Annotated in this window: 12 protein-coding genes and 1 pseudogene; 12 read left to right on the top strand and 1 reads right to left on the bottom strand. The window is 39.3% G+C overall.

Annotated features, from left to right (window positions below; all coding sequences use genetic code 11):
* Positions 1-220 precede the first annotated feature (220 nt).
* Positions 221-793, bottom strand: coding sequence for an ADP-ribosyltransferase (locus KA858_RS00510; RefSeq protein ID WP_151362627.1), 573 nt, complete (start codon positions 791-793; stop codon positions 221-223).
* A 330-nt stretch (positions 794-1,123) separates the two neighbouring features.
* On the opposite strand from KA858_RS00510, the gene KA858_RS00505 reads away from it, so the two are divergent.
* From KA858_RS00505 to KA858_RS00445, 12 genes and pseudogenes are all read left to right on the top strand, one after another.
* Positions 1,124-1,438 (top strand): YdcP family protein, encoded by a 315-nt coding sequence (locus tag KA858_RS00505; RefSeq protein WP_000420682.1) that lies wholly within the window; start codon positions 1,124-1,126, stop codon positions 1,436-1,438.
* Between the two features lie 18 nt (positions 1,439-1,456).
* On the top strand, positions 1,457-1,840 hold the full coding sequence (locus tag KA858_RS00500) for a YdcP family protein (RefSeq protein ID WP_001234286.1): 384 nt from the start codon (positions 1,457-1,459) through the stop codon (positions 1,838-1,840).
* A gap of 28 nt (positions 1,841-1,868) precedes the next feature.
* The gene (locus tag KA858_RS00495) at positions 1,869-3,254 is read left to right on the top strand and encodes an FtsK/SpoIIIE domain-containing protein (RefSeq protein WP_000813488.1); all 1,386 of its coding nucleotides are present in this window, start codon (positions 1,869-1,871) and stop codon (positions 3,252-3,254) included.
* A gap of 177 nt (positions 3,255-3,431) precedes the next feature.
* Positions 3,432-4,637: a MobT family relaxase gene (gene mobT, locus KA858_RS00485; protein WP_000398284.1), complete on the top strand. Its 1,206-nt coding sequence runs from the start codon at positions 3,432-3,434 to the stop codon at positions 4,635-4,637.
* Between the two features lie 42 nt (positions 4,638-4,679).
* Positions 4,680-4,901, top strand: a complete 222-nt coding sequence (locus KA858_RS00480) for a hypothetical protein (RefSeq protein WP_001009056.1) — start codon at positions 4,680-4,682, stop codon at positions 4,899-4,901.
* A 116-nt stretch (positions 4,902-5,017) separates the two neighbouring features.
* Entirely contained in the window at positions 5,018-5,515 is a 498-nt protein-coding gene (locus KA858_RS00475; protein WP_000342539.1) for an antirestriction protein ArdA, read from the top strand.
* 88 nt (positions 5,516-5,603) lie between these two features.
* Positions 5,604-5,996, top strand: coding sequence for a conjugal transfer protein (locus KA858_RS00470; protein ID WP_000723888.1), 393 nt, complete (start codon positions 5,604-5,606; stop codon positions 5,994-5,996).
* Entirely contained in the window at positions 5,980-8,427 is a 2,448-nt protein-coding gene (gene tcpF / locus KA858_RS00465; protein WP_000331160.1) for a conjugal transfer ATPase TcpF, read from the top strand. Before KA858_RS00470 ends, tcpF begins: the two co-directional genes overlap by 17 nt.
* A gap of 2 nt (positions 8,428-8,429) precedes the next feature.
* Positions 8,430-10,607, top strand: a pseudogene (locus KA858_RS00460) (CD3337/EF1877 family mobilome membrane protein).
* Positions 10,604-11,605, top strand: coding sequence for a bifunctional lytic transglycosylase/C40 family peptidase (locus KA858_RS00455; RefSeq protein ID WP_000769868.1), 1,002 nt, complete (start codon positions 10,604-10,606; stop codon positions 11,603-11,605). Before KA858_RS00460 ends, KA858_RS00455 begins: the two are co-directional and overlap by 4 nt.
* Positions 11,602-12,537, top strand: a complete 936-nt coding sequence (locus KA858_RS00450) for a conjugal transfer protein (RefSeq protein ID WP_001224320.1) — start codon at positions 11,602-11,604, stop codon at positions 12,535-12,537. Before KA858_RS00455 ends, KA858_RS00450 begins: the two co-directional genes overlap by 4 nt.
* 274 nt (positions 12,538-12,811) lie before the next feature.
* Positions 12,812-12,898: a tetracycline resistance determinant leader peptide gene (locus tag KA858_RS00445; protein WP_011058339.1), complete on the top strand. Its 87-nt coding sequence runs from the start codon at positions 12,812-12,814 to the stop codon at positions 12,896-12,898.
* The last annotated feature ends 36 nt before the right edge of the window (positions 12,899-12,934 follow it).

Raw genomic sequence — 12,934 nt, 5'->3', positions numbered from 1 at the left:
TCTCTTATGAATAATAAATATTAGAACCGAAAAGTGACACTTTAACTGATAGTAAGGGGCTGTGTATATACGAGTGATTTATAGATTCTTTGAGAATACGACTTAAAGCGATTTTAATTTGTCAGTTCATTGTAGTTTGTTTTTTACAATTTCACTAATAAAGAGAACCTTATAAAAAAATAATTGGTTTATTATGAACAACTAACAGAATTTATTCCAATTACACTACTTCACAATTTATATAGTAATCTTCAATAGATATGATTTTTAATTTTAAATTATTAACTACAATCACCTCATAATAATGGCTTTCTTCGCCTGTTAAATTACCTACATAGAAAGCTGGTGTTCCTTTTTTTACTTTTACCCGTAATTTGTAACCTTCTTCTCTTGATTCGTACCCTTTTATTAATGAAGTGTGTAAAATTCCAAGTTCACACAAATCTACTCCATATAAGTTTTTAGCGTTTTTCTCCATTAATTTGTATATCCGAGGACTAACTGTTCTATAAGTAGTTATATCCTCTTTCACTTTATATTTATCAAATACCTCTAGAATTTCTTTGTGATCATTAGTACCACTTCTTAAAGCTTCATTTATTGTTTCTCCGCTACTAGCTAATATATATTCTTTAGTTGGTTGGCCGTTTCTACGAGCTTCAGTCTCATATTCAAGTACTCTATCTACATAACTATGTATATTTTCGGGAGACAAATTACTATTGTCCCAGGTTTCACCGACATGGCAAAAATACCCTTTTTGTTTTAAACACCATTTTTTTAATCTAAAAATAGCATAAAAATCTAGTTATCCGCATAAAAACTGGACTTATCACACTTTATCAAGGTCAAAACCACTCAATTTACTACTAATTTACTACTTATGAATGAGCTTTGATACGACGATTTATCCTTGAAAAGTGAAGATATAAAGATACTTCCAATAAAATTTGAATATTTAATAGGTAGACACTTCAAAAAATGAGGTGTCTATTTTTTTACCCGATTTTGAAAGGAAGTGAACTTATGAAAACAAAAAATCAAGAATCAAAAGGTCGTTCCCCACTCTTTAAGACCATCAAACATTCATTCAGCCAATAAAAAAGAAAGGATAGGTAAAAATATGGAACTTAAATTTGTGATTCCCAACATGGAAAAAACATTCGGCAATTTAGAATTTGCTGGCGAGGATAAAGTCGTTCAGCGAAGAATCAACGGACGGCTAACTGTCTTATCAAGAAGCTATAATCTCTATTCTGATGTTCAAAGAGCAGATGATATTGTGGTGGTGCTTCCTGCTGAAGCTGGCGAAAAACATTTCGGCTTTGAGGAACGTGTGAAGTTAGTCAATCCACGTATTACCGCAGAGGGCTACAAAATCGGCACTCGTGGTTTTACAAATTACCTTTTACATGCTGACGACATGATAAAAGAATAAAGAAAGAGAGGAAAAATGATGAGATTAGCAAATGGCATTGTATTAGATAAAGACACGACTTTTGGAGAATTGAAATTCTCTGCTCTACGTCGTGAAGTGAGAATCCAAAATGAAGACGGGTCGGTTTCAGATGAAATCAAGGAACGTACCTATGACTTAAAATCCAAAGGACAAGGACGCATGATTCAAGTAAGTATTCCTGCCAGCGTGCCTTTGAAAGAGTTTGATTATAACGCACGGGTGGAACTTATCAATCCCATTGCGGACACCGTTGCTACTGCCACCTATCAAGGAGCAGATGTTGACTGGTATATCAAGGCAGACGATATTGTGCTGACAAAGGATTCTAGTTCATTCAAAGCTCAACCACAAGCAAAGAAAGAACCGACACAAGACAAATAGTCGCTAGGTAGAAAGGAGACTTTTTCGCATGAAACAGCGTGGTAAAAGGATTCGCCCATCTGGTAAAGATTTAGTCTTTCATTTTACGATAGCGTCACTCCTGCCTGTTTTCCTGCTGGTTGTCGGACTGTTTCATGTGAAGACAATCCAGCAGATCAACTGGCAGGATTTTAACCTATCACAAGCAGATAAGATTGACATTCCCTATTTAATTATCAGTTTCAGTGTCGCAATTCTTATCTGCTTGCTGGTAGCGTTTGTATTCAAACGGGTTCGCTATGATACGGTTAAACAACTTTACCACCGTCAAAAACTGGCAAAGATGATACTTGAAAACAAGTGGTATGAATCTGAACAGGTCAAAACAGAGGGTTTCTTTAAAGATAGTGCTGGTCGTACAAAGGAAAAGATAACCTACTTCCCTAAAATGTATTATCGACTTAAAAATGGCTTGATACAGATACGGGTGGAAATCACGCTGGGAAAATATCAAGACCAACTCTTACACTTGGAAAAGAAATTAGAGAGTGGCTTGTACTGTGAGCTGACGGATAAAGAGTTAAAGGATTCCTATGTGGAATATACTTTGCTCTATGACACCATAGCCAGTCGTATTTCTATTGATGAAGTAGAAGCTAAAGATGGTAAACTTCGCTTAATGAAAAACGTATGGTGGGAATATGATAAGCTCCCTCATATGTTGATTGCTGGTGGTACAGGTGGCGGTAAAACTTACTTTATACTGACACTGATTGAAGCCTTGCTTCATACAGATTCAAAACTGTATATTCTTGACCCGAAAAATGCTGACCTTGCGGACTTAGGTTCTGTGATGGCAAATGTCTACTATAGAAAAGAAGACTTGCTTTCTTGCATTGAAACATTCTATGAAGAAATGATGAAACGTAGTGAGGAAATGAAGCAGATGAAGAACTATAAGACTGGCAAAAATTATGCTTACTTAGGTCTCCCGGCACACTTCTTAATCTTTGATGAATACGTCGCTTTCATGGAAATGCTGGGAACAAAAGAAAACACCGCAGTTATGAATAAGCTGAAACAGATTGTCATGTTAGGTCGTCAAGCTGGCTTCTTTCTAATACTGGCTTGTCAACGTCCAGACGCAAAATATTTAGGCGACGGAATCCGTGATCAGTTTAATTTCAGAGTGGCTTTAGGTCGTATGTCTGAAATGGGCTATGGCATGATGTTTGGCAGTGACGTACAAAAGGATTTCTTCTTAAAGCGAATCAAAGGTCGTGGCTATGTTGATGTAGGAACAAGTGTCATATCAGAGTTTTATACTCCCCTTGTACCAAAAGGATATGATTTCTTGGAGGAAATTAAAAAGTTATCCAACAGCAGACAGTCCACGCAGGCGACGTGCGAAGCGGAAGTCGCAGGTGTGGACTGATCTTGCTGGCTGGTGTGGCAATAGCCACGCCAGCACTTAACCCCCCGTATCTAACAGGGGGGTACAAATCGACAGGAAACAGTCAAAAAAACATTAGAAAATCCTTTGGTTACAAGGGATTTACAAAATTTCAGCGTATGTCAAATGGGCTTTAAAAGTTGACATACGCCTTTTTGATTGGAGGGATTTTTACTGAATGAACAAACTTGGTTACAGCATTTAAAAGAAAAACGCTTGGCTTATGGACTATCTCAAAACCGTTTAGCTGTTGCGACTGGTATTACAAGGCAGTATCTAAGCGATATTGAAACAGGAAAAGTCAAGCCATCAGAGGATTTACAGCAGTCCCTTTGGGAAGCTCTGGAACGCTTCAATCCCGACGCTCCCCTTGAAATGCTGTTTGATTATGTAAGGATTCGCTTTCCGACAACAGACGTACAGCAGGTGGTCGAAAACATCTTACAACTGAAACTGTCCTATTTTCTTCATGAGGACTATGGTTTCTATTCTTATTCAGAGCATTATGCTTTAGGCGACATATTCGTCCTTTGCTCCCATGAACTGGACAAAGGAGTTCTGGTGGAATTGAAAGGTCGTGGGTGCAGACAATTTGAAAGCTATCTTCTGGCACAACAAAGAAGCTGGTATGAGTTCTTTATGGACGTTTTGGTGGCTGGCGGTGTGATGAAACGCCTTGACCTTGCCATTAACGATAAGACAGGGATTTTGAATATCCCTGTACTCACTGAAAAGTGCCAACAGGAAGAATGTATCTCCGTCTTCCGCAGTTTTAAAAGCTATCGCAGTGGCGAACTGGTACGCAAAGAGGAAAAGGAATGTATGGGAAACACCCTCTATATCGGTTCATTACAAAGTGAAGTTTATTTCTGTATCTATGAAAAGGACTACGAGCAGTACAAGAAAAATGATATTCCCATTGAAGACGCAGAAGTAAAAAACCGTTTTGAGATTCGATTGAAAAATGAGCGTGCCTATTATGCAGTCCGTGATTTACTCGTCTATGACAATCCAGAGCATACCGCCTTTAAAATTATCAATCGGTATATCCGTTTTGTAGATAAAGACGATTCCAAACCTCGTTCTGATTGGAAACTGAATGAAGAATGGGCTTGGTTTATTGGGAACAATCGTGAACGATTAAAACTAACCACAAAACCAGAGCCTTACTCCTTCCAAAGGACGCTGAACTGGCTATCTCATCAAGTTGCCCCGACCTTAAAGGTTGCGATTAAACTTGATGAAATCAACCAGACGCAGGTTGTAAAAGACATTCTCGACCATGCGAAACTGACAGACCGACACAAGCAGATTTTGAAGCAACAGTCAGTAAAAGAACAGGACGTGATAACAACAAAAAAATAACTCAAATACAAATTCATTGAATATAGAGAGGAGAACATTTTTATGAATTTTGGACAAAACCTTTATAACTGGTTTCTATCAAACGCTCAATCACTGGTGCTTTTAGCAATCGTTGTGATTGGCTTGTATCTTGGCTTCAAGCGTGAGTTTAGCAAACTGATTGGCTTTTTAATTATTGCGATTATTGCGGTTGGCTTAGTCTTCAACGCTGCTGGAGTAAAAGACATTTTACTAGAGCTATTCAATCGCATTATTGGTGCTTAAATAAAACCGTTCTTTTGTGGAATATAAGTGGTTTTCTTATGTTCCGCAAAGGAATGGTACACCAAACGAAGTGCGGTAGGGATTTTTGAATCTCTACAAAGAAAGGACGTGAATATATGGACGATATGCAAGTCTATATTGCGAATTTAGGCAAATACAATGAGGGCGAATTGGTCGGTGCGTGGTTTACCTTTCCCATTGACTTTGAGGAAGTCAAAGAGAAAATCGGCTTGAATGATGAATATGAGGAATACGCCATTCATGACTACGAGTTACCCTTTACGGTTGACGAATACACTTCCATTGGCGAACTCAATCGACTATGGGAAATGGTATCGGAATTACCCGAAGAATTACAATCGGAGCTATCTGCTCTGCTCACTCATTTTTCAAGCATTGAAGAACTAAGCGAACATCAAGAGGATATTATCATTCATTCCGATTGTGATGATATGTATGACGTGGCACGCTACTACATTGAAGAAACGGGTGCTTTAGGCGAAGTACCAGCTAGTCTTCAAAACTATATTGATTATCAAGCCTATGGTCGGGATTTAGACCTTTCAGGAACGTTTATCTCAACCAATCATGGGATTTTTGAAATCGTCTATTAAATCTGTCGGTACATTACTACTGGCAGATTTTCTATTTTACGGGGTGGCTCAATCAGCTACCCCTATTTTTTATGAAAGGATTGATTACATGAAGAAAATACGAAGCTATACCAGTATCTGGTCTGTGGAAAAGGTACTGTATTCTATCAATGATTTTAGACTTCCGTTTCCCATAACCTTTACGCAAATGACATGGTTTGTCGTGTCACTCTTTGCAGTGATGATACTTGGCAACTTGCCCCCTCTTTCCATGATAGAGGGAGCATTTCTCAAATACTTTGGGATTCCTGTGGCTTTCACATGGTTTATGTCTACAAAAACTTTTGATGGTAAAAAGCCTTATGGATTTTTGAAGTCTGTCATTGCTTATGCACTGCGACCAAAGCTGACCTATGCAGGAAAAAAAGTAACGCTTGGCAGAAACCAGCCACAAGAAGCCATTACAGCAGTTAGGAGTGAATTTTATGGCATATCCAATTAAATACATTGAAAACAATCTCGTCTGGAATAAAGACGGGGAATGTTATGCTTACTATGAGCTTGTTCCTTACAATTACTCATTTCTAAGTCCAGAACAGAAAATACAAGTGCATGATTCTTTCAGACAGCTTATCGCACAAAATCGTGATGGCAAAATTCATGCTTTACAAATCAGTACAGAATCCAGCATACGTTCTGCACAAGAGCGTTCCAAAAATGAAGTCACTGGCAAGCTCAAAGCGGTTGCCTATGACAAAATCGACCAACAGACAGACGCTTTAATATCCATGATTGGCGAAAATCAAGTGAACTACCGTTTCTTTATCGGCTTTAAGTTGCTTCTCAACGATCAGGAGTTTTCTATGAAAAGTCTTACCGTTGAAGCAAAAAATGCTTTGTCTGATTTTGTCTATGATGTGAACCATAAGCTGATGGGCGATTTTGTTAGTATGAGTAATGATGAAATCCTGCGTTTTCAGAAGATGGAAAAGCTCTTAGAAAATAAAATCTCTCGTCGTTTCAAAATCCGCAGGTTAGATAAGGACGACTTCGGCTATCTGATTGAACACCTTTACGGACAGACAGGCACTGCCTATGAAGAGTATGAGTACCATCTATCAAAGAAAAAGCTGGATAATGAAACGCTGATTAAATACTATGACTTGATTAAGCCTACTCGCTGTTTGGTGGAAGAAAAACAGCGATATTTGAAAATCCAGCAGGAAGATGAAACCGTCTATGTAGCTTACTTTACCATTAACAGCATTGTCGGAGAACTGGACTTCCCGTCCTCTGAAATCTTCTACTACCAGCAACAGCAATTTACATTCCCGATTGATACGTCAATGAATGTGGAAATTGTAGCGAATCGTAAAGCCCTATCTACTGTCCGCAATAAAAAGAAAGAACTGAAAGACTTGGATAACCACGCTTGGCAAAGTGATAATGAAACCAGCTCCAATGTGGCGGAAGCTCTGGAAAGTGTGAATGAGCTGGAAACCAATTTAGACCAAAGCAAGGAATCTATGTACAAGCTGTCTTATGTGGTAAGGGTATCAGCAAATGATCTTGACGAACTCAAACGTCGTTGTAATGAAGTGAAAGATTTTTATGACGATTTAAGCGTAAAACTGGTACGACCATTTGGGGATATGCTCGGCTTACATGAAGAATTTTTACCTGCCAGCAAGCGTTATATGAATGATTATATTCAATACGTGACCTCTGATTTCCTCGCTGGTTTAGGTTTTGGTGCTACTCAAATGCTGGGGGAAAATGAGGGGATTTATGTTGGCTACAGCTTAGATACTGGACGCAATGTCTATCTGAAACCTGCTCTTGCCAGTCAAGGGGTTAAGGGTTCAGTAACCAATGCGTTAGCGTCGGCTTTTGTTGGTTCGCTGGGTGGTGGTAAATCCTTTGCGAATAACCTTATCGTCTATTATGCGGTGCTTTATGGGGCACAAGCAGTGATTGTAGACCCAAAAGCAGAACGTGGCAGATGGAAAGAAACCTTGCCAGAGATTTCCCATGAAATCAATATCGTCACTCTGACTTCTGATGAGAAAAACAAAGGCTTACTTGACCCTTATGTGATTATGAAAAATCCCAAAGATTCTGAATCACTGGCTATTGATATTCTGACATTCCTTACGGGGATTTCCTCTCGTGATGGGGAACGCTTCCCAATCCTTAGAAAAGCCATTCGTGCAGTAACCAATAGTGAAGTACGAGGGTTGATGAAAGTGATTGAGGAATTACGGGTTGAGAATACGCCACTAAGTACCAGTATAGCCGACCATATCGAAAGTTTTACAGACTATGACTTTGCACATTTATTATTCAGTAATGGTTATGTGGAGCAGTCTATCAGCTTAGAAAAACAACTGAACATTATACAGGTTGCGGACTTGGTACTTCCCGACAAGGAAACTTCCTTTGAGGAATATACCACTATGGAGCTTTTATCCGTTGCTATGCTGATTGTCATTAGTACCTTTGCTTTAGACTTTATCCATACAGACCGAAGCATTTTCAAGATTGTAGATTTAGACGAAGCATGGAGCTTTTTACAGGTAGCACAAGGAAAAACACTATCTATGAAGCTGGTTCGGGCTGGTCGTGCTATGAACGCTGGGGTATATTTCGTGACCCAAAATACAGACGACCTCTTAGATGAAAAACTGAAAAATAACCTCGGCTTAAAATTTGCATTTCGTTCCACTGACCTTAACGAGATTAAAAAGACCTTAGCCTTTTTTGGTGTAGACCCAGAGGACGAAAACAATCAGAAGCGATTGCGTGATTTGGAAAACGGGCAATGCCTTATCAGTGATTTATATGGTCGTGTCGGTGTGATACAGTTCCACCCTGTATTTGAAGAACTGCTCCATGCCTTTGATACCAGACCACCTGTGCGAAAAGAGGTGTAAATGTGAAACCATCAATAGTAAACAGAATAAAATCAAACTGGACGCTGAAACGTCTAGGTAAAGTGGCAATGACAGTGGCTTTCACACTTGTGATTGCCATTTTTCTTTTAGCCATGCTGGGAACGGTGGTTCAAGCTGCGGGCTTGGTAGATGATACGGTCAATGTGGCAAATGAATACAGCCGATACCCACTTGAAAACTATCAACTGGATTTTTATGTGGATAATAGCTGGGGCTGGCTTCCGTGGAACTGGTCGGACGGGATTGGAAAACAGGTCATGTATGGACTATATGCCATTACCAATTTTATTTGGACAATCAGTTTGTATGTTTCCAATGCGACAGGTTACTTAGTACAGGAAGCCTATTCCTTAGACTTCATTTCCGCTACAGCAGATTCCATTGGTAAGAATATGCAGACCTTAGCTGGTGTGAGTGCAAACGGATTTTCAACAGAGGGTTTCTATGTTGGATTCCTCTTACTCTTGATTTTGGTTCTTGGGGTTTATGTTGCCTATACGGGACTGATAAAGAGAGAAACCACAAAGGCAATTCATGCCATTATGAATTTTGTGCTGGTGTTTATCCTATCGGCTTCCTTTATTGCCTACGCTCCCGACTACATTAAAAAAATCAATGACTTTTCATCAGACATCAGTAATGCCAGTTTATCACTTGGCACGAAGATTGTCATGCCCCATTCCGATAGTCAAGGCAAGGACAGCGTGGACTTAATCAGAGATAGCCTGTTTTCCATACAGGTTCAGCAACCGTGGCTACTGCTTCAATACAACAGTTCAGACATTGAAAGTATCGGTATTGACCGTGTGAAAAGCCTGCTCTCCACCAGCCCAGATTCCAACAATGGCGAAGACAGAGAAAAAATTGTTGCGGAAGAAATTGAAGACAGAAGCAATACCAATCTAACCATTACAAAGACCATTAACCGTTTAGGTACAGTCTTCTTCCTATTTGTCTTCAATATTGGGATTTCCATATTTGTATTCCTATTAACAGGAATCATGATTTTCTCGCAGGTACTTTTTATCATCTATGCTATGTTTCTGCCTGTGAGCTTTATTTTAAGCATGATTCCATCATTTGATGGTATGTCAAAACGAGCCATAACAAAGCTCTTTAATACCATTTTGACACGAGCTGGAATCACATTGATTATTACGACAGCATTTAGTATTTCAACCATGCTCTATACCTTATCGGCTGGTTATCCGTTCTTTTTGATTGCTTTTCTACAGATTGTGACCTTTGCAGGAATCTACTTCAAGCTGGGCGATTTAATGAGTATGTTTTCTCTACAGAGTAACGATTCTCAAAGTGTGGGAAGTCGTGTGATGAGAAAACCTCGTATGCTTATGCACGCTCACATGCACCGTCTACAGCGGAAACTTGGACGTTCCATGACTACTCTAGGGGCTGGGTCTGCCATTGTTACAGGTAAAAAAGGACAGTCGGGTTCGGGGAGTTCTGCAAGGACACAAGCAGATCACTCCCGACCAGACGGAAAGGAAAAATCAACACTTGGAAAACGTATCGGTCAAACCATCGGTACAGTAGCTGATACCAAAGACAGAATGGTAGACACTGCTAGTGGTTTGAAAGAACAGGTTAAAGATTTGCCGACCAATGCAAGATATGCAGTATATCAAGGAAAATCCAAAGTAAAAGAGAATGTCCGTGATTTAACCAGTAGTATTTCTCAAACCAAAGCGGACAGAGCCAGTGGACGCAAGGAACAGCAGGAACAAAGGCGAAAAACCATTGCGAAGCGTCGCTCTGAAATGGAACAGGTCAAACAGAAAAAACAGCCTGCTTCTTCTGTTCATGAAAGACCGACTACAAGACAAGAACAATATCATGATGAACAGACCTCAAAACAGTCTAATATTCAGACTTCATATAAGGAATCTTAACAAGCCAAACAAGAGCGTCCAGCAGTTAAGTCCGATTTTTCAAGTCCAAAAGTGGAACGCCAAGGCAATACCGTTCAAGAAAAAACCGTTCAAAAGCCAGCAACTTCAACCACTACAGCAGATAGAACTTCACAACGTCCAATCACAAAAGAACGTCCGTCTACTGTTCAAAGAGTACCACTACAAAATACAAGAAGTAGACCACCAATCAAAACCGCCACCATTAAGAAAGTCGGTAAGAAACCATGAAGTTGAAAACTTTAGTGATTGGTGGTTCTGGATTATTCTTGATGGTCTTCTCACTGCTTCTGTTTGTTGCCATTTTATTTTCAGATGAACAGGACAGCGGAATTTCCAATATTCATTATGGAGGTGTGAATGTTTCCGCAGAAGTGCTGGCTCATAAGCCTATGGTAGAAAAATATGCCAAAGAATATGGCGTTGAAGAATATGTCAACATACTTCTTGCGATTATACAGGTGGAATCGGGCGGTACTGCGGAAGATGTTATGCAGTCCTCGGAATCCCTCGGTCTTCCACCTAATTCATTGAGTACAGAAGAATCCATTAAGCAAGGTGTGAAGTATTTCAGTGAATTATTAGCCAGTAGCGAAAGGCTCAGTGTAGATTTAGAATCGGTTATCCAGTCCTACAATTATGGTGGTGGTTTCTTAGGGTATGTGGCTAATCGTGGAAATAAATATACCTTTGAACTGGCTCAAAGTTTCTCAAAAGAGTATTCAGGTGGCGAAAAAGTGTCTTACCCCAATCCCATAGCCATACCTATCAATGGGGGCTGGCGATACAACTATGGCAATATGTTTTATGTGCAACTGGTAACGCAGTATCTTGTCACAACAGAGTTTGATGATGATACGGTACAAGCCATCATGGACGAAGCACTGAAATATGAGGGCTGGCGATACGTTTACGGTGGAGCTTCCCCGACTACTTCTTTTGATTGTAGCGGACTGACACAATGGACGTATGGAAAAGCTGGAATTAACTTACCACGAACCGCACAACAGCAATATGATGTGACCCAGCATATCCCACTATCGGAAGCACAAGCTGGCGATTTGGTTTTCTTTCATTCTACCTATAACGCTGGCTCTTATATTACTCATGTTGGGATATACCTTGGCAATAACCGTATGTTTCATGCAGGCGACCCAATCGGTTATGCCGACTTAACAAGCCCCTACTGGCAACAGCATTTAGTGGGAGCAGGACGAATCAAACAATGAGAAAGGAAGATTTAATGATGAAATTTAGAAAAAATCAGAATAAAGAAAAACAGATACCAAAGGAAAAGAAACCTCGTGTCTACTATAAGGTCAATCCTCATAAAAAGGTTGTGATTGCCTTGTGGGTACTTTTAGGGCTTAGTTTCAGCTTTGCGATATTCAAGCACTTTACAGCTATAGATACTCATACTATTCACGAAACAACTATCATAGAAAAGGAATACGTTGATACTCATCATGTAGAAAATTTTGTAGAGAACTTTGCGAAAGTCTACTATTCATGGGAGCAATCCGATAAGTCCATTGATAATCGAATGGAAAGTCTAAAAGGCTATCTGACAGATGAACTTCAAGCTCTCAATGTTGATACAGTACGCAAAGATATTCCTGTATCGTCTTCTGTAAGAGGATTTCAGATATGGACGGTAGAGCCAACTGGCGACAATGAGTTTAATGTAACCTACAGTGTAGACCAGCTCATTACAGAGGGAGAAAATACAAAGACCGTCCACTCTGCTTATATAGTGAGTGTCTATGTAGATGGTTCTGGAAATATGGTACTGGTTAAGAATCCGACCATTACCAACATACCTAAGAAATCAAGTTATAAACCAAAAGCCATTGAAAGTGAGGGGACGGTTGATTCCATTACAACCAATGAAATCAATGAGTTTTTAACGACGTTCTTCAAGCTCTATCCTACAGCGACAGCCAGTGAACTTTCCTACTATGTGAATGACGGGATATTAAAACCAATCGGAAAAGAGTACATCTTTCAAGAACTGGTAAATCCTATTCACAATCGTAAGGATAATCAAGTCACGGTATCGCTGACAGTGGAGTATATCGACCAGCAGACCAAAGCAACGCAGGTATCTCAATTTGATTTGGTACTTGAAAAGAACGGGAGTAATTGGAAGATTATAGAATAACAAATATTGGTACATTATTACAGCTATTTTGTAATCACGTACTCTCTTTGATAAAAAATTGGAGATTCCTTTACAAATATGCTCTTACGTGCTATTATTTAAGTGACTATTTAAAAGGAGTTAATAAATATGCGGCAAGGTATTCTTAAATAAACTGTCAATTTGATAGCGGGAACAAATAATTAGATGTCCTTTTTTAGGAGGGCTTAGTTTTTTGTACCCAGTTTAAGAATACCTTTATCATGTGATTCTAAAGTATCCAGAGAATATCTGTATGCTTTGTATACCTATGGTTATGCATAAAAATCCCAGTGATAAAAGTATTTATCACTGGGATTTTTATGCCCTTTTGGGTTTTTGAATGGAGGAAAATCACATGAAAATTATTAATATTGGA

The organism is Staphylococcus sp. GDX8P80P, from assembly GCF_017893095.1.
Lineage (GTDB): Bacteria > Bacillota > Bacilli > Staphylococcales > Staphylococcaceae > Staphylococcus > Staphylococcus borealis.
This window is presented reverse-complemented; position numbering and strand designations above follow the sequence as displayed.

What these genes read in the sequence shown, in the direction of transcription:
- KA858_RS00470 (WP_000723888.1), top strand. Translation starts at nt 5,604, where the DNA reads ATGAAGAAAATACGAAGCTATACCAGTATCTGGTCTGTGGAAAAGGTA.
- KA858_RS00505 (WP_000420682.1), top strand. Translation starts at nt 1,124, where the DNA reads ATGGAACTTAAATTTGTGATTCCCAACATGGAAAAAACATTCGGCAAT.
- tcpF (WP_000331160.1), top strand. Translation starts at nt 5,980, where the DNA reads ATGGCATATCCAATTAAATACATTGAAAACAATCTCGTCTGGAATAAA.
- KA858_RS00455 (WP_000769868.1), top strand. Translation starts at nt 10,604, where the DNA reads ATGAAGTTGAAAACTTTAGTGATTGGTGGTTCTGGATTATTCTTGATG.
- KA858_RS00500 (WP_001234286.1), top strand. Translation starts at nt 1,457, where the DNA reads ATGAGATTAGCAAATGGCATTGTATTAGATAAAGACACGACTTTTGGA.
- KA858_RS00445 (WP_011058339.1), top strand. Translation starts at nt 12,812, where the DNA reads ATGCTTTGTATACCTATGGTTATGCATAAAAATCCCAGTGATAAAAGT.
- KA858_RS00475 (WP_000342539.1), top strand. Translation starts at nt 5,018, where the DNA reads ATGGACGATATGCAAGTCTATATTGCGAATTTAGGCAAATACAATGAG.
- KA858_RS00495 (WP_000813488.1), top strand. Translation starts at nt 1,869, where the DNA reads ATGAAACAGCGTGGTAAAAGGATTCGCCCATCTGGTAAAGATTTAGTC.
- KA858_RS00480 (WP_001009056.1), top strand. Translation starts at nt 4,680, where the DNA reads ATGAATTTTGGACAAAACCTTTATAACTGGTTTCTATCAAACGCTCAA.
- KA858_RS00450 (WP_001224320.1), top strand. Translation starts at nt 11,602, where the DNA reads ATGAGAAAGGAAGATTTAATGATGAAATTTAGAAAAAATCAGAATAAA.